Origin of the sequence: Pseudomonas sp. EL_65y_Pfl2_R96, from assembly GCF_963970905.1 — a bacterium.
In the GTDB taxonomy this organism is placed as follows: domain Bacteria; phylum Pseudomonadota; class Gammaproteobacteria; order Pseudomonadales; family Pseudomonadaceae; genus Aquipseudomonas.
The window spans coordinates 551188-567831 of sequence record NZ_CAXAQH010000001.1 but is presented as its reverse complement, the minus strand read 5'-3'; the positions used below and the strand labels follow the sequence as shown (position 1 = coordinate 567831).

General features: G+C 59.4%; 20 protein-coding genes and 1 pseudogene. 19 read left to right on the top strand and 2 right to left on the bottom strand.

The features are described 5' to 3' along the window. The 19 genes and pseudogenes from AACY49_RS02670 (at position 1) to AACY49_RS02580 (ending at position 14082) form a co-directional block, all read left to right on the top strand. Positions 1-1029 (top strand): phage late control D family protein, encoded by a 1029-nt coding sequence (locus tag AACY49_RS02670; RefSeq protein WP_339521542.1) that lies wholly within the window; start codon positions 1-3, stop codon positions 1027-1029. A 159-nt stretch (positions 1030-1188) separates the two neighbouring features. After that, positions 1189-1773 carry a phage tail terminator protein gene (locus tag AACY49_RS02665; protein WP_339521541.1) on the top strand — a complete coding sequence of 195 codons (585 nt, stop codon included), beginning with the start codon at positions 1189-1191 and terminating at the stop codon, positions 1771-1773. After that, positions 1770-1952 carry a DUF2635 domain-containing protein gene (locus tag AACY49_RS02660; RefSeq protein ID WP_003198311.1) on the top strand — a complete coding sequence of 61 codons (183 nt, stop codon included), beginning with the start codon at positions 1770-1772 and terminating at the stop codon, positions 1950-1952. The genes AACY49_RS02665 and AACY49_RS02660 overlap by 4 nt, the downstream gene beginning before the upstream one ends. Further along, a complete protein-coding gene (locus tag AACY49_RS02655; RefSeq protein WP_339521540.1) occupies positions 1952-3448 on the top strand; it encodes a phage tail sheath subtilisin-like domain-containing protein in 1497 nt (498 codons plus the stop codon). The genes AACY49_RS02660 and AACY49_RS02655 overlap by 1 nt, the downstream gene beginning before the upstream one ends. 67 nt (positions 3449-3515) lie before the next feature. Beyond that, positions 3516-3863: a phage tail tube protein gene (locus tag AACY49_RS02650; protein WP_018926973.1), complete on the top strand. Its 348-nt coding sequence runs from the start codon at positions 3516-3518 to the stop codon at positions 3861-3863. Further along, positions 3860-4156 carry a phage tail assembly protein gene (locus AACY49_RS02645; protein ID WP_007907223.1) on the top strand — a complete coding sequence of 99 codons (297 nt, stop codon included), beginning with the start codon at positions 3860-3862 and terminating at the stop codon, positions 4154-4156. Before AACY49_RS02650 ends, AACY49_RS02645 begins: the two co-directional genes overlap by 4 nt. Beyond that, positions 4102-4287 (top strand): hypothetical protein, encoded by a 186-nt coding sequence (locus tag AACY49_RS02640; RefSeq protein ID WP_105340307.1) that lies wholly within the window; start codon positions 4102-4104, stop codon positions 4285-4287. The genes AACY49_RS02645 and AACY49_RS02640 overlap by 55 nt, the downstream gene beginning before the upstream one ends. Next, the gene (locus AACY49_RS02635; RefSeq protein ID WP_339521539.1) at positions 4287-5786 is read left to right on the top strand and encodes a phage tail protein; all 1500 of its coding nucleotides are present in this window, start codon (positions 4287-4289) and stop codon (positions 5784-5786) included. The genes AACY49_RS02640 and AACY49_RS02635 overlap by 1 nt, the downstream gene beginning before the upstream one ends. Next, entirely contained in the window at positions 5773-7011 is a 1239-nt protein-coding gene (locus AACY49_RS02630) for a DNA circularization protein (protein WP_339521538.1), read from the top strand. The genes AACY49_RS02635 and AACY49_RS02630 overlap by 14 nt, the downstream gene beginning before the upstream one ends. Before the next feature lie 3 nt (positions 7012-7014). Then, a complete protein-coding gene (locus tag AACY49_RS02625; protein WP_339521537.1) occupies positions 7015-8058 on the top strand; it encodes a phage baseplate assembly protein in 1044 nt (347 codons plus the stop codon). Positions 8059-8243: 185 nt separating this feature from the next. Next, on the top strand, positions 8244-8753 hold the full coding sequence (locus AACY49_RS02620) for a phage baseplate assembly protein V (RefSeq protein ID WP_339521536.1): 510 nt from the start codon (positions 8244-8246) through the stop codon (positions 8751-8753). After that, positions 8753-9151, top strand: a complete 399-nt coding sequence (locus AACY49_RS02615; protein ID WP_123719829.1) for a phage GP46 family protein — start codon at positions 8753-8755, stop codon at positions 9149-9151. The genes AACY49_RS02620 and AACY49_RS02615 overlap by 1 nt, the downstream gene beginning before the upstream one ends. Then, a complete protein-coding gene (locus AACY49_RS02610) occupies positions 9141-10184 on the top strand; it encodes a baseplate J/gp47 family protein (RefSeq protein ID WP_339521535.1) in 1044 nt (347 codons plus the stop codon). The genes AACY49_RS02615 and AACY49_RS02610 overlap by 11 nt, the downstream gene beginning before the upstream one ends. Further along, on the top strand, positions 10172-10771 hold the full coding sequence (locus AACY49_RS02605; protein WP_339521534.1) for a YmfQ family protein: 600 nt from the start codon (positions 10172-10174) through the stop codon (positions 10769-10771). Before AACY49_RS02610 ends, AACY49_RS02605 begins: the two co-directional genes overlap by 13 nt. 11 nt (positions 10772-10782) lie before the next feature. Beyond that, a complete protein-coding gene (locus AACY49_RS02600) occupies positions 10783-11976 on the top strand; it encodes a hypothetical protein (protein ID WP_339521533.1) in 1194 nt (397 codons plus the stop codon). Further along, on the top strand, positions 11973-12509 hold the full coding sequence (locus tag AACY49_RS02595; protein ID WP_339521532.1) for a tail fiber assembly protein: 537 nt from the start codon (positions 11973-11975) through the stop codon (positions 12507-12509). Before AACY49_RS02600 ends, AACY49_RS02595 begins: the two co-directional genes overlap by 4 nt. A 175-nt stretch (positions 12510-12684) precedes the next feature. After that, a pseudogene (locus tag AACY49_RS02590) lies at positions 12685-12861 on the top strand (group II intron reverse transcriptase/maturase); the annotation flags it as partial. 145 nt (positions 12862-13006) lie between these two features. Next, positions 13007-13570: a glycoside hydrolase family 19 protein gene (locus tag AACY49_RS02585; protein WP_339521531.1), complete on the top strand. Its 564-nt coding sequence runs from the start codon at positions 13007-13009 to the stop codon at positions 13568-13570. Then, positions 13552-14082: a lysis system i-spanin subunit Rz gene (locus tag AACY49_RS02580; RefSeq protein WP_339521530.1), complete on the top strand. Its 531-nt coding sequence runs from the start codon at positions 13552-13554 to the stop codon at positions 14080-14082. Before AACY49_RS02585 ends, AACY49_RS02580 begins: the two co-directional genes overlap by 19 nt. Here AACY49_RS02580 and AACY49_RS02575 read toward each other — a convergent pair. Continuing rightward, a complete protein-coding gene (locus tag AACY49_RS02575; RefSeq protein WP_339521529.1) occupies positions 14070-15035 on the bottom strand; it encodes a hypothetical protein in 966 nt (321 codons plus the stop codon). The genes AACY49_RS02580 and AACY49_RS02575 overlap by 13 nt on opposite strands. Further along, positions 15023-16036: a hypothetical protein gene (locus AACY49_RS02570; RefSeq protein WP_339521528.1), complete on the bottom strand. Its 1014-nt coding sequence runs from the start codon at positions 16034-16036 to the stop codon at positions 15023-15025. Before AACY49_RS02570 ends, AACY49_RS02575 begins: the two co-directional genes overlap by 13 nt. Positions 16037-16644 lie beyond the last annotated feature (608 nt).

The following is a 16644-nucleotide window of genomic DNA, read 5'->3' as shown; positions in this document are numbered from 1 at the left end:
ATGGCACTGGGGTTCACGCCTGCGGTAGAAATTTACGGGGCCAACGCGGCCCTGATCAATCAGCGTCTGATCAGTTGGGAGCACATCGATGCCGCCGGTATCGAGTCCGATCAACTGACTCTGCTACTCGATCTCGAAGGCCTTGAAGGGCTGCCGAGCCTGGGCGGGAAAGTCGGCTTGCGCGTGGGTTATCTGGAGTCCGGGCTGGTGGATAAAGGCCAGTTTCTGGTGACCCGACGCACGCCGACGCTGTTCCCGTTTCGTGTGTCACTGGTGGCTACCGCCGCACCGTTCAGTGCGGCGGACGAGAGCGGATTTCAGCAGCGTCGTTCGGCCAGTCATGGCCCGACTACCCTCGGTGCATTGTTTCGCGAGCTGACGGCCAGGCACGGCTTTTCGCCGAGGGTGGACCCGGCATTGGCGCTGAAAAAGGTCGAACACATCGACCAGTCGAATGAAACCGACATGGGCTTCATCACACGTTTGGCGGCCAAGTACGGCGCCATCGCCAAACCGGTCAATGAGCTGTATGTGCTGGCTCGGCCAGGCCAGGTCAAATCGTTGTCGGGCAAAGTTTTGCCGGACGTGAAACTGTCGGTCACCCACAACAATCGCCCCGGCGATCATGGGTTCATCACCGCCACCCTCGATGACTCCGCCCGGGGCAAAAGCCAGGGCTGCAAGATCAGTTGGTGGGATGCCGCAGCCGGTTTGCTGCAGGTGGTTGAAACCGGGCTCGCGCCGTTCAAGACCGTGCGCCAGAGCTGCCAAAGCGCGGAAGAAGCGCAGGCGGTCGGCGAAGGTGAAGTGCGCAAAATGGGCCGTGAAAAGCTCAAGGTGAAAATCAGCTGTCCGGGCAATCCTGACTTCTCGGCTGAAGGGCTGGTAGTGCTGGACGACACGTGGCCGGACTTTATGCGTGGTCGCTGGTCGATCGACAAAGTCACCGCCAACGGTGATCGCACCAACAGCTATCGCTGCATGATCGAGGCGACTTGCCTCGATCCAGGCGCTGACACCGTCGCCTGATCCAAACCTGTAGCCAACGCGCAGAGCCCTGTGAGAGCGAGCCTGCTCGCGAAGATGGCCGCTCATTCAACATCGATGGCGCCAGACCCGCCGCTATCGCGAGCAGGCTCGCTCCCACACGTTCCTGCGGCACCTTTCATTCGAGTCTGGAGCACCTCCATGAAGATCACCCCGATCCTCACGCAGTTGCGTGAGCAATGCCCAACCCTGGCCAATCGCGTGGCCGCTGGCATCGATCTCGCCACGCTGCAAGCCAACACCCCGCTGCAAACACCTTGCGCCTATGTGGTGCCGATTGCCGATCTGGCGAGCAAGAGCGTGGCGCAAAACCTGATGCTGCAACCGATCCGTGACCGCTTCGAAGTGACCCTGGTGCTCGACACCACGGACGCCACAAACGCGCTGGATCTACTGCATGACTTACGCGCCGAACTGTGGCGCGCACTGGTGGGTTTCAAGCCCGGCAATGGCTACGGCGCCATCGCCTACGACGGCGGCGAACTGGTTTCCATCAACAGCAGCCGCGTGCTCTACCGCCTGCGCTTTTTTACCGAATTCCAGCTCGGCCGCAATCTGCCGGGTCAACCGGCAGAAAGCTGGCACGAGCGTGAACTGGACGGCTTGTCGTCCTTTACCGGGGTCACCGTGCGGGTCGATGCGATTGATCCGGCGGACCCCAATCTGCAACGCCCAGGCCCCGACGGGCGCCTGGAACTGACTTTCTCTGGAGACGTAACCCCATGAGCAAACGCATCACCGTGCTGCCGGCCCCGGGCCGTGCCGTGCCGGACCCGGAAGCGGGCGATCTGTTGCCCCTCGAGGGCCGTGAAGTGCCGGACAACGCCTGGTGGCGTCGACGTCTGGCCGATGGCGATATCACTACCAAAGCCGTGAAAGCGGCGAAACCACAGGGAGCCAAATAATGGCGATCGGATTCAGCAACATCCCCGCGGACATTCGTGTTCCGCTGTTCTATGCCGAAATGGACAACTCGGCCGCCAATAGCGCGTCATCGGCCATGCGCCGCCTGATCGTCGCTCAGGTCAACGACAACATTGCGCCGGCCGATGTCGGCAAACTTGTGCTGGTGTCCAGCGTGGCGCTGGCCAAAAGCATTGGCGGCCAGGGCTCGATGCTCGCCTCGATGTACGAAACCTGGCGCAAGACCGACCCGATCGGCGAGATCTGGTGCCTGCCGCTGCACAACACTGGGGGCAGCATTGCCAAAGGTGTGCTGACCCTGACGGGTGCGGCGACCCAAAGCGGCGTGCTCAACCTGTACGTCGGCGGCGTTCGCGTTCAGGCGGCCATCGTCAACGGCGCCACCGCGGCGCAAGCGGCCACGGCCCTGGCACTGAAAATCAACGCCAGCGCCGATCTGCCTGTCACTGCTGCGGCGGTCGAAGGTGTGGTCACCCTGAGCGCCAAATGGACGGGCGACAGCGGCAACGACATCAGCCTGCAATTCAATCGTCTGGGCAAGAGCAACGGCGAAGAAACCCCGGCGGGCCTGACCTCGGCCATCACCGCCATGACCGGCGGCGCCGGTGTGCCGGATCAAGTGGCCGCCGTGGCGGCGCTGGGCGATGAACCGTTCGAGTTCATCTGCATGCCGTGGTCGGATCTGTCGACCCTCAACACCTGGCAAGCCGTCATGGATGACAGCACCGGTCGGTGGTCCTGGGCCAAGCAATTGTTCGGTCACGTCTACAGCGCCAAGCGCGGCACCGTCGGTACGCTGGTGGCGGCAGGGCAAGCGCGTAACGACCAGCACATGACCATCCAGGCGCTGGAACCGGGCGTCCCGCAACCGTTCTGGGTGCAGGCCGCCGCACTGGCCGCGCGCACCTCGGTGTTTATCTCGGCCGACGCCAGCCGTCCGACCCAAAGCGGCAGCCTGCCAGGTCTCGACCCGGCACCGGCGAGTGAGCGTTTCACCCTGACCGAACGTCAGTCGCTGCTCAACTACGGCATCGCCACCGCGTACTACGAAGGTGGCTACGTGCGCATTCAGCGTTCGATCACCACCTATCAGAAGAACGCCTACGGCCAGGCAGACAACTCCTACCTGGACAGCGAAACCATGCACCAGTCGGCGTTCATCGTGCGTCGCCTGCAAAGCGTGATCACCAGCAAATACGGTCGCCACAAACTGGCCTCCGACGGCACCCGTTTCGGCGCCGGCCAGCCCATCGTCACCCCGAGCACTCTTCGCGGTGAGCTGATCGCCCAGTACGCCAAGCTCGAACTGGAAGGCCACGTGGAAAACGCCGAGCTGTTCGCCGAACACCTGATCGTCGAACGCGATGTTCAGGACCCGAGCCGGGTCAACGTGATGTTCCCGCCGGATTACATCAATGGCCTGCGCGTGTTCGCGCTGCTCAACCAGTTCCGTCTGCAGTACGACGCCGCCGCCTGATCGCTGCGCTTGACTGTGTGAATTCAGCCCACCCCGCGTGGGCTTTTTATTTGAAGGGAGAAACACCATGGGTCAACTGATTGCGGGCACCTGCTACGTCAAAGTGGACGGCGCTCAACTGACCATCAACGGTGGCTGCGAAGCGCCATTGATGGCCGTTAAACGGGAAACCGTCGTGCCGGGTTTTTACAAGGAAACCGACATTGCGCCGTCATTCAAAGTGACGGCGCTGCACACCGCGGACTTCCCGCTCAAGCAACTGATCGCAGGCTCCGACATGACCGTCACCTGCGAATTCAGCAACGGCAAAGTCTACGTGCTGGCCGGCGCCTACCTGGTGGAAGAGCCGGTATCCAAAGGCGATGACGCCACCATCGAACTGAAATTCGAAGGCATCAAGGGGACCTGGCAATGAGCAACGCCGTGAAGCTTCAAGTTGCGATCGAAGCCCACGGCGAGCCCTTGACCGAACTCAACCTGCGCCGCCCGACGGTGCAGGAAGTGCGGGCGATCAAGGCGCTGCCGTACAAGATCGACAAGAGCGAAGAGGTCAGCCTCGACATGGACGTCGCGGCCAAATACATCGCCGTGTGCGCCGGCATCCCGCCGTCGTCGGTCAACCAGCTGGACCTGGCTGACCTCAACGCGCTGAGTTGGGCCGTCGCGAGTTTTTTCATGAGTGCGGCGTCGGCGCCATCACCGACCTGATCGCAGTCGCCTATGACCTGGCCTGGTTCTGGAAGGTTGACCCCGAACAGATGATGGCCAGGCCACTGGATGTGCTCCGCGAATCGCTGGAGCACGCGCAACGGATCAATGCGATGCAGCAGGTGCAGTGATGGCGAACACAGAAACGAAAGAGAAAACCTCGGTGCTGCTCACGGGCATCGACGAACTGTCACCCAAACTCGGTGCCCTTCGGGCAAAAGTCGAAAGCTTCAAGAAAAACCTGGAGCAGACCGGCCTTGGCAAACTGGACATCAGCGGTCTGTTCAAGGGCGGCAGCGTGATCACGCCGTTCGTGGACGGGATCAAGGCGTCTGCTGCGTTCCAGGGCAAATTGGCCGAGGTCAGTGAGACGGCCAAAACGGTCGACATGCCCGCTGCGCCGAAAACCGCCGCGCAGAACCTGAATGTGTTCAGCGCGTCGATGGAAAAAGTCTCCGCCGCCGTGGATGCCGCGCTGTTGCCGGCGGTCGGAGCGGTAGTGGTCGGTCTTGAGCCGTTGCTGACCGGTGTCGGCAGTCTGCTCAACGACAACCCGAAACTGGTCGAAGGCCTGGCGGCAGGGGCCATTGCGTTCTCGGCGATGCAAACCGCCGTGACCGGCGCCACTCAGGTGTTCGATCTGATGAGCATGGTGCTCAAGACCAATCCGATCATGCTGATTGCCATGGGCATTGCCCTGGCGGCCGGTTTGATCATTGCCAACTGGGAACCGATTTCGACGTTCTTCGCCGGGCTCTGGCAAAAGGTTGTCAGTTACTGGGCGCCGATCAGCGGCGTTTTCTCGGCCATTTTTGATCAAGTCAAAGCAGTCGTGAGTGCGGGATTCGATTTCCTCAAGGCGTGGTTTGCCTGGACGCCTTACGGAATGATCCTGAACAACTGGGGGGCCATTGTCGGTTTGTTTGCGGCCATCTGGGATCTGCTCATGGCACTGACCGTGCCGGTGAAGGAGAAACTGCGCAGCCTGTTCGACTGGGTCCCGCTGGACGCCATTGCCGCGGCTTGGGGTCAGGTGCCTGCCGTGTTCTCGGGGTACTGGGAGTCAATCAAGCTTGGGGCGCAGGCGTTTTTTTCCTACCTCAGCGGCCTGTTCACTTGGTCGCCCTTGGACGCACTGAGCGAAACATGGGCATCTGTGGTTCAGTTTTTCAGTGAAAAAGCGGAACAGCTCCGGGCCATTCTGGCGCCGATCCAGGAGATGCTGGGCGGCAGCGTTGGTGGTTTTATTGCCAAAATTACCGGCAAGGTCGAAGACTTCACCGAGGTGCAAAAGAAAACCAATGCCGATGGCAAGGGTGAGTTTGCGCCGGCGGCGGCGTTCATTAATGCCGCTACCGAGCAACCCTCAAACGCGTTGGCGACTCCCGGCAGTTTGCCGCTCAAGTCGTCGATGCAACCCGGTTCTCTGACCCAAAACTCCAACACCCTGATCCAGCAAAGCGCCGCCAACAACCGCACGCAACTCGAAGGCGGCCTGACCGTGCGCTTCGAAAACGCGCCGGCCGGCCTGCGCACTGATCAGCCGCAAACCAATCAACCGGGGCTGTCGCTCAATTCGCGCATCGGCTATCGCTCGCTGTCTATGGGAGGTTCCAATGAACTGGCGTGACCGTTTGTTGCCGGCATCTTTTCGCGGTGTCGGTTTCTGGGTCGATCAGGCGAAAACCCCGGTCGGTAAAAAGGGCCAGTTGCATGAATATCCGCAGCGGGACCTACCGTTTTTCGAGGGCCTTGGCCAGCAGGCGAAGATCCACGATCTGACGGCGTTCATCGTCGGCCCCGATTGCCTGGAGCAGCGCGACAAGCTGCTCAAGGCGCTGGAGGCGGGCAGCGGCGAACTGGTGCACCCGTGGCTGGGGCGCTTGCAGGTCAAGGTCGGCGAGTGCGACATGACCCACACCCGCCAGGACGGCGGGTTGGTGACCTTTGCGCTGAAGTTTTACCCCGATGAACCGCTGCCGTTTCCGACGGCCACGGTCAGCACGCAGAAGGTGTTGCTGGCCAAGGCCGACACCTTGCTGGGCTCGGCAGTGGCGCGGTTCGAACAGGCCATGACCCTGATCAAGGCCGCGCGAATCGGCATCGCCAATCTGCGCAACAGCCTGACCGGGGTGTATGACGTCATCAAGGAACAGCTCAAACCGTTGATCGAGCAGTACCGACAGATCACCGAGCTGGTCAAGGCGGTCAAGGAATTGCCCAAGGAAGTGGCAGCGGAATTCAAGGGATTGCTCGGCGATATCAAATCGCTCAAGGACTTCGCGAAGGAGGGCTATCGTGGCGTGATTGCCGACGTGTCCCAACAGCTCGAAGCCATCCGCAAGGCCGATGCGCCGAAGCTCACCACCGGCAAGGACACCACGGCCGCGGCTCAAGCCATGGCCGATCTGGTGCAGGACACGTTGCTGGTCAAAGTGGCGCAATGGGTTGCCTCGATGCCGGTGGCGTCGAGGCCGGTGAAACTGGTCTCGCAGCCGTCGCTGGATCATCAGACGCTGCAGCCGGTCACCCGTCAGGAAGTGCCGGTCACCGACGATTTGCAGTTGTTGCAAAAGGAGTTGAACGAAGCGCTCCAACTGGCATTGAACAAGGCCAATCCCTCGCACTACCAGGCCATCAATGATGTGAAGCAGGCGTTGAATGCGCACCTCAAGGCGGTGGCGTCATCCGGCGTGCGGCTGGTCAGTAAATCCTTTCAGGAGAGCTTGCCTGCCGTCGTCGTGGCCTATCGGCAATTTGCCGATGCCACGCGGGTCACGGAAGTGACTCAACGCAACGGTGTTGCCCATCCGTTGTTCCTGCCGCCGAACGATGTGAAAGTCTCCGGGGAGTGAGCCATGAACGACATGGATAACCGGGTCACCCTGACCGTCGGCGGCCTGGAATACGGCGGCTGGAAAAGCGTGGAAATCACTGCGGATCTGGAGCGCCAGTTCCGCACCTTTAAACTCAATATCACCTGGCAATGGCCGGGGCAGACCGTGGACAAACGGATCCAGCCCGGTGACGCCTGTGAAGTGCGCATCGGCCAGGATCTGGTGCTGACCGGGTATGTGTTCAAGGCCCCGATCAGTTATGACGGGCGGCAGATCAGCCTGAACATCGAAGGCAGTTCCTGCACCCAGGACCTGGTGGATTGCGCCGCGACCAACCGCCCGAACCAATGGCATGAGCAATCGCTGTTGAGCATCGTCGAAGCGCTGGCGATCACCTACAAGGTCTTTGTGGTCAGTGAAATTCCCGAGACCGCCCGGCTCAGCAGTCACACCATCGTGCCGGGGGAAACGGTGTTTCAATCCATCGACCGCTTGCTGACGTTGTTCCGGGTGTTTTCTACCGATGATGCCCAAGGCCGGCTGGTGCTGGCCAAGCCTGGCAGTGGTGGCCGGGCCAGCGATGCGCTGGAGCTGGGCAAAAATATTCTGTCGGCCAACGCGCCGATGGATTACAGCCAGGTGTTCTCCGAATACCGGGTCATCGGTCAGCACAAGGGCACGGACAAGAAGAGCGGGGCAGCGGTCAGCGAGGTTGAATCGGTGTCCGCCGACCTGAGCTACAAGCGTCGGCGGGTCACGGTGATCAACGAAGGCATGCAGATCAATCCCGATCTGGCCTTGCAGCGGGCCAACTGGGAAAGCGCCACCCGCGTGGGCAAGGCCAAAACCACCACCTATCAGGTGCAGGGCTGGCGGCAATCCAACGGCGATCTGTGGCGTCATAACACGCAGGTCAGGGTCAAGGACCCGGTGCTGGGGTTCGATGACGACATGCTGATCTCCAAAGTGACGTATTCGCTATCGGCGCAAGGCTCGGTCACCACCCTGCAAGTCGCACCGCCGCATACCTTCGACGCCAATCCAGAGCCCCCGAAGAAAACCTGAGCTCGACACTTACCCTAAATGGCATCTGGAATGCCAATGCTGTGAACAACGCCGAACCCTGTGGGAGCGGGCTTGCCCGCGAAAGCGGTGTTCGCTGCAACGCTCCTTTGCCTGACATACCGCCATCGCGGGCAAGCCCGCTCCCACAGGTTTGTCTGTGTTTCGCCGACTCTTGAGAACAACCCATGAGCCTACTGACACGCCTTCTGGCGCGCGGCACTGTCGTGCTCGCCAACTCGGCCACCAAGCTTCAATCGCTGCAAATGCGCCTCACCGCCGGTGAAGTGAACGACGACGTGGAGCACTTCGAACCCTACGGTTTCACCAGCAATCCGCTGGCCGGCGCCGAAGGTATCGCCACGTTTCTCGGTGGTGATCGCTCCCACGCCATCGTGCTGGTGGTCGCCGACCGTCGCTATCGCCTCCAGTCCCTGGCCGCTGGCGAAGTGGCGATCTACACCGATGAAGGCGACAAGATCCACTTCAAGCGCGGGCGGATCATCGACATCGAAACCGCCACCCTGAACATCCGCGCCAGCAGCGCGGTGAACATCGACACGCCGACCCTGACCCAGACCGGCAAGATCGTCTCCCAAGGCGATCAGATTGCCGGTGGCATCAGCCAGATCAAGCACGTGCATGGCGGCGTACAAGCGGGCAACGGCCAGACCGGCGTACCGGCGGGAGGGCAGTGATGTTGATCAGCCAAAACCTCCACGCCGCCCTGACCCGCTCAGTGCTGATCAGCCTGTTCACCTGGCGCCGCGCCGCCGATGACGATGCCCTCGACGACGAAGAGCGTTTCGGCTGGTGGGGCGACACCTTTCCGACGGTGGCCGACGACCGCATCGGTTCGCGGCTGTGGCTGCTGCGCCGGGTCAAGCTGACCCGACAAACCCAGATGGACGCCGAGTTCTATGCCCGCGAAGCCCTGCAATGGCTGATCGACGACGGCCATTGCAGCGCCATCGACATCATCAGCGAACGCCTCGACGCCCAGCGCCTGAACCTGCGCACGGTCCTGACCCTGGCCGACGGCGAGCGCCTGGACATCAACCCTGATAACAGTTGGCAGGTGATCTATGCCGTTTGAAACCCCTTCGCTGCCGGTGCTGATCAAGCGCACCCAAAGCGACCTGGCCAGCGATTCGCTGCGCCAGTCCGATGCGCAAGTGCTGGCCCGCACCCTCGGTGGCGCCGCCTATGGCCTGTATGGCTACCTGGACTGGATCGCCGAGCAGATCCTCCCGGACAAGGCCGATGAATCGACCCTGGAACGGATCGCCGCACTGCGCCTGAACCAGCCGCGCAAAGCCGCACAAGCGGCCAGCGGCAGCGTCAGCTTTAGCGCCAGCGCCGGTGCCGTGCTGGACGTCGACACCCTGCTGCAATCGAGCGACGGTCGCACCTACAAAGTGACCGCCGCGCGCACCACCAGCAACGGTCTCAACACCACCACCATCGCCGCGCTCGAGGCTGGCAGCCTGGGCAATGCCGAGGCCGGTCTGGCGCTGATTCCGGTGCAGCCGATCCTGGGCGTTGCCGGCAGTAGCTTCACCGTGCTGGCGCCGGGACTGATCGGCGGCATCGCTCGGGAGAGTCTGGAATCCCTGCGTTCCCGGGTTATCAGTTCCTATCGCATCATTCCCCACGGCGGCTCGGCGCAAGACTACGAAACCTGGGCGCTCGAATGCCCCGGCGTGACTCGGGCCTGGTGTCGAGGCAGCTACCTGGGCCCCGGCACCGTCGGTCTGTTCATCATGCGCGATGACGACCCGCAACCGATCCCGACCGACGCGCAACTGGCCGAAGTCCAGGCCTACGTCGAGCCGCTGCGCCCGGTCACCGCCGAGGTGCATGTGCTGTCACCGGTGCAAGTGCCGGTCACTTACAGCTTGCGCCTGACCCCAGACACCACTGCTGTTCGCGCCGCCGTCGAAGCGCAACTGCGCGATCTGCATAACCGCGAAGCGGGCCTCGGCGACACGTTGCTGTTGACCCACATCGCCGAAGCCATCAGCAGCGCCACCGGCGAAAACGACCACAAACTCTTGTCGCCGACCGCCGATGTAGCAGCAGCCAATAACCAGTTGCTGACCTTCGGAGGTTGCGTATGGCAGGCATAAGAACCGCCGCGCAATACCACGCCCAACTGCGCAGCCTGCTGCCCAGTGGACCTGCCTGGGACCCCGAGCGGGTGCCGGAACTGGAAGAGGTGCTCGAAGGCGTCGCCCAGGAACTGTCCCGCATCGACGGCCGTGCCGCTGACCTGCTCAATGAAATGGACCCAGCCGGCGTCAGCGAACTGGTGCCCGACTGGGAACGGGTGATGAACCTGCCCGACCCGTGCCTGGGCGCCACCCCGTTGTTCGATGACCGCCGGCTGGCCGTGCGACGCCGCCTGCTCGCGGTCGGCAGTCAAGCCATCGGCTACTACCTCGATATTGCCAAGAGCCAGGGTTACCCCAACGCCACCATCAGCGAACTCGAAGCTCCGCGAATGGGACGGGCAAGGTTTGGCGCGGCGCACTTCGGGACGTGGCAGGCGCAGTTCATGTGGACACTGAACACCGGCGGGCGATTGCTGCTGGGGCGGCGTTTTGGCGCGAGTTATTGGGGCGAGCGCTTCGGGGCGAACCCGGGCAACGCCCTTGAATGCTTGATACGCCGGCAGATTCCGGCACACACCGTTGTACACATTAATTATGACTGAGAGGTAAGAACATGGATTTTCCAATTAGTGCGCCCGGCATTGGGCTGGTAGGCGGCAAATTTGTAGATGAAGACCCATTGCTTGGGACGCCGGGATCCTTGATTCCTTCCCAGTGGGGCAATGCCGTTACCGAAGAAATTTTGAATGTGATCCTCGGTGGCGGCCTGGTACCGAATGAAGACAACAATGTTCAGCTTGTCGCGGCAATTCGTCTTCTCAATAAACAACCTGTCTTGCTTACCGATACTGGGGCAGCGAACGCCTATGCTGCGGCCAATACACCAGCTCTGACCGCTCTTCCTGTCAAAGGCTATGTGCAGCGCGTTGTGATCGCCCACCCGAACACCGGTGCATCGACCTATGCGCCTGATGGACTTGCAGCGAAACCGATTTACGGGCTCGGTTTGCAACCGCTTCAGGGGGGAGAATTACCCATTGGCGTGGCTGTGCTGATGTACCTGGTGCAGGCCGGTGTCAACGGAGGCAACGGTGCCTGGATCATTATTGAGTCGTTGGGCGGTGCGTCTCAGATTGCTCCAGCCACGCAAAGCCAGCACGCCATGCAGTTGGGCCAGGCTGTTGGCCGACTGCTCAACATCCAGACCATTACTGTCAGCGGCACTTATACCAAAACGTCTGGAACGAACAAGATCCGCGTTCGTGGTTGTGGCCCCGGCGGCGCGGGTGGTGGTACTGCTGCAACTAGCGCAAGCCAAGCGGCGTCGGGTGGTGGTGGTAGTGCAGGTGCGATCGGGGAGGGCATTTATGACGCCTCCGGGTTTACTACACAAACTGTTGTGCTGGGTTCGCCGGGCACCGGAGTTGTTGGGGCTGCAGGCGGTAACGGTGGCACTTCAACTTTTGGCAGCTTGCTCACCTTGCCCGGCGGAATCGGCGGAGGGGTGGGCCCGGCGCAGTCTTCCTTTTCTAACGCTGGCGGTTTGGGGGGGGCGCCAGGAAGTGCCCCAACTGGTGCGAATATCTTTGGCACACCCGGTGACGGCGGCGGGACCGGTGCCGCATTCCAAGTCAGTAGTGCAGTAGGGGGGATGGGGGGTAAATCACCATTTGGCGCTTCCAGGGACTTCGGCGGAGTCTCAGGGTATGGGGTCGGTGGCAGTGGCCAAAGGGCCACTGCAACTTCCGGGGCAAACAACGGCAACAATGGAGCCCCATCCATTTTTATTGTGGAGGAATACGCATGAGAATTTTCGCGCGCATTGAAAACGGCATTGTTATTGAACTCTTCCCACCTGTACCAACGCCGCCAGAGCTATTGGAAATCCTGCCGGAAGACGGTGATATCCGCCCGATATTTGGCTATCCCCTTGAGGTATGGCAAGAGGTAACGGGGCTGGACCCTGAACCACAACAGAACTGGACGTTCTCTGATGGGGTTTTTACAGAGCCTGCACCGCACATACCGACGCCTGCTGAAATGTTGGCAGCGCAAAGTTTGAAGCTGCAGCTCGCCACCCAGCTTGCCGCCGCTCAAAAGACCGCGCTGGCGAACCGTATTAGCGTGCTGACTGATGCCATTGACCTGGAAATGGCAACGCCTGAGGAGGAGGCCGAGCTTGTATTGCGCTCGGCGCAGCTAAAACAGTGGAAGACGTACGCCATTCTTCTAGGTCGGGTCACGACCCAAGCGGGCTGGCCGCCTGATGTAGATTGGCCTGTAGAGCCAGCAGGCAGAATGGACCTGACTGTTTCAGCTGCTGCCCCACCTAACGCTTGAGTTTAAGGCGTCCCGCAAGCCAGCCAAGTTGCCGGTTTTTTGGCGCTCCAGGCTTGGCGCGTTGCGCGAAGCGCAACCAGCCTGGCTATGGTGGTCACTCTGGTGACTTGGAGGTGAAAGTCCTCTACACACCCGGCAAGGGGAAGTGTTAGCCAGAGGCGGTTCTCGGACTACCCACAAACTTCGCTGCATCATCTGGCGTCAATGGAAGCAGCCCTCGACGAGGGCGCGCAACCTGATGCGCCTGGGGATCGATGAAAGGCGCGCTAGCACATCAGCGTCCAATGGCCGAGGTCCGTGGTGGAACTCGGGAGCGCCACACATGAATCAGGCGTTGCCGAAGAAACTGTGAGATCGACTGGGGCTGGTCTCGATACTGGATACGACAAACCGGATTAACTGCATAGCCTGAACCGCCGTATACGGAGCCGTATATATGGTGGTATGAGAGGACGGCGGTTGTAAATCCGCCTCCTATTCGATCCTGGAGAAAAGTTATGCCCATCACCCCGCAGCAACTGCTGCTGATCCTCCCCAACGCCCGCCAAGTTGCGGGCTTTTTTGTGCCCGTGCTCAACACCGCTATGCGCAAGTACCGGATCATCACGTCCGTGCGTATAGCCGCGTTTATCGCCCAGGTTGGGCATGAGTCTGGCCATCTCAACTATGTGAAGGAGCTGGGCAATAACCAATACCTGAGTAAATACGATACCGGCACGCTGGCCGCCCGCTTGGGCAACACTCCGGAATCCGACGGCGACGGTCAAAAATACCGTGGCCGCGGCCTGATCCAGATCACCGGTCGCAACAATTACCGCCAATGCAGCCTCGGCCTGTTCGGCGATGAACGCCTGTTGGCCTTGCCTGAACTGCTGGAGCAACCGCAATGGGCGGCTGAGTCCGCCGCGTGGTTCTGGGAGCAGAACGGCCTGAATGAACTGGCCGACCGCGACCAGTTCAATAGCATCACTCGCCGTATCAACGGCGGGCTTAACGGGTTGCAGGATCGCCTGGAACTCTGGGCGCGGGCGAGGGCGGTGTTATGCCAGCCTTCGGCCTGATTTCCTGGCGAGTGATCGGCATGCTGGTGCTCGCCGGTTGTTCGGCGGCTCTGGCCTGGCAGTTTCAGGACTGGCGCTACGGCCGGCAACTGGCGGAGCAGGCCGGGCTGCACGCGGGGGCCCTTAATCAACTGACTCAAGCGGCCGCCACCGAGCAACAGGCCGAGCAGGAAAAGCGTCTGGCCCTGGAGCAACAGCTTTCGGTCAGTGAACAAACCCATTATCGAGCGCTTAGCGATGCCGAACGTGATCAAGGTCGCCTGCGCGATCGTCTTGCCACTGCTGATGTGCGCCTGTCGGTCCTCCTCGATGCCCATGACGCTGCCTCAACCTGTGCAGTGCCAGCCGCCTCCGGCGCCGGCGGCATGGATCATGGCGCCCCGCGAGCCCGACTTGACCCGGCGCATGCTCAACGAATTATCGCCATCACCGACGCCGGCGACCGGGGACTGATCGCGCTGGCTGCATGCCAGGCGTACGTGCGGGAGTTTCAAGGGAGTCAACGAAAGTAGCGATCTCGTAAGCAGTTGTCACCAACATCCAATGCAACGTTCCACCCGCCCTGGGTCAAGCTTTGCGGCCCTGTTAGCCCTGCGATGGGCTTGTTCATAGCGAAAGTTCTTTGAGCTGATATTTTAAAGTTTGCGGATTTCCATACTTCTATCATTTCAGGGGAGCATGATCCTATGCGGATTTTCATGTCTGTTAAGTCATCGTAATCGCTGAGAACTTTTGCAAATCCTTTGAGTACGCCGCCTGCAACTGCCACAGGATCAATGCCGTCGCAGTAAGATAATACGACTTCCTTTGGTCCGCAATTGAAGATCGCTAAGCCGATAATCTCCCCATCTTCAATTATTGAAACCCATTTGTAAGAGATGTATTTGAGGGTGGGGTTGTATCTGTACTTAAGATATTCTTTTTTGGAATAGAATCTCCCATTGAAGCCGGTTTTAAATGGAGTGATGTCCCCTTCTAAGCTGTAATTCCCGACATCAATCTGCCGGCCAGTCTGAATGATGGCGGTATTAGCTTGGGAGTTAAGTTTGCTGGCTGAATTTATACTGCGAACAAGTATTTGAAAGCCTTCAAAATATTGCCACTTGGCTCCGCGAAAGAAGTTATGAGCAGATTCTGTACCGCCAAAAGATAAACAGTTCTTGCGGTTGCGATCTGTCCATAACCTGTAGGTGGATGCACCGGCCAGCGAGGTTGAGGCGAACCAGTTCGACCCAAAGAACAAGCTACCACTCTCGCCATCATACTGGTATGGGATCTCTTCAATTCCCATGGTTCCTACTATTTCTCCAGCAGCATCAAGATAAATGTGGAGGTCAGAGTATGGACTGTCGAAGTAATAGTGTTTAAGGAATTCTAGGTGCTGCAAGTTTCCATGCTCGTCGAATTTGTCGGCGAATTTTTTGATTGCTTCAAAATTTGAAGCTGTTGCAATTATCTTTTCCATTGTTTTGCACCGAGGATTTTTGGTGTGTCACTGAGCAAAAGCGGTTTGATGCCCATCTTTGCCGCGAGCTCTAACGTCATCTCGAGCCTGGCTATGGTCTGCTTTGTTCTGTCAGCGGTTTTAGACGATGGCGACTGCCCTTCGATTAGCTCGGATGAGTGATACATCATGGTGAACACATTCAGCTGGTTATCCTTGAACAAAGATGTGATTAGCGATTTGTAATCATCATTTTTCATAAGATAGTTAGGCCGGAAGGATAGCGCCGTTGGCAAAGCTCGCTTTTGGACGCGTCGTCGCTCAATGAACCATGATTTACCGGGGTAATTGAATTTAACTGCGGGGTGCGCTTTCCTGAGAAGCGGCACAGGAACCTGCAATACTCGGTAAGAGTTCGAGCGGCCTGGCTTGGATAGCCGGGATCTTGAGGGATAGTAAGGGGTTTTCGGGCATGTTCCGTCGTTTTCCTTGATGAACTCGCTCACTCCTTTCATTTGCGTCTGAGAGACACCATGTGTCATAGATGAATCAACGGCATAGCCATTATCTTCAAGGAAATCCATGGTTCTATGGTCGATCGCCCATCGCCCCGCGCGATGACTGGTCGGGAATCTTCCTGTGACTTCATGAATTTTGTTATGCAGGGATTTGAGCTTCGCTGTGAGAAGGTCATCGGGCAACTCGGATTGGAATCCGTCGATCCAGTGCTCGTCAACCTGGTGCTGGTTAGGGTTTTGAAACGGTGGTGTGCTCCACACGTGAAGGTGAGAGGCAATCTCGCAAGGGCCGGCGGCTATCTGGCGCTGAATTTCCTGCTGGCACTCTGGGTCGTTCAAAACCTCATAGGTACAGAAATGGGTCAGATGAAATCCGTATCTAGAGGCGATTTCGCTGGATAGCTTCATCGATGGAACGACATTGGTCAGCAAATTGGTTTTCTTATCAAACCAATCCACCTCGGTGTCGATGGAAATTACAAGATATTTTTCTTCACGGTCCATGTAATTTTTTGCACCTTACTTGGAGGATGGGTAAACATGCTGGCCAGTATTCGGGCAGACGCTAGACGTAGTTAAGGCAGCGCAAGACCAATGACGCTGTCCGGTTCGCGGCTGCGAGGCTTCTATTTTCTTCTCCATCCCTAAGGTCTGGCGAATGTGGTAGCGAGAATACCAGCGTTGAATCGGCGATTCACTACTGCGATGGGGGATTGTGTTCGGTCGGCAGAACGCCGGTATCGATCTACAACCGCGAGCGTCCGCACCTGTCTTTGAAATACAAAACGCCCGATGTGATGCGATGCATCGGGCGTTGGGGTGAAACAGGTGTAAACCTATTTCAGGACTAGACATGATGAACAGGAAGCGGATAGAGGCGGCACAGCGGGGTTAGAAGGCCAACATCTTAAACGCCCGATACTTGCACGGAACGCTGTGACGTAGATCCGACAGGCATAAGCAGGAAGGTCGCGCGAATTACCCTGGGAGATCTGTGCGTTTGCCATTGTGCTACCGAGCGTCGAGAGGCGTCGGGATGAGCGTGCAGAAGTCAGCCGAGGCCATAGTAAGTGGCGAATAACCCCGTCACCAAGGGCCGAACAGGTATGCGC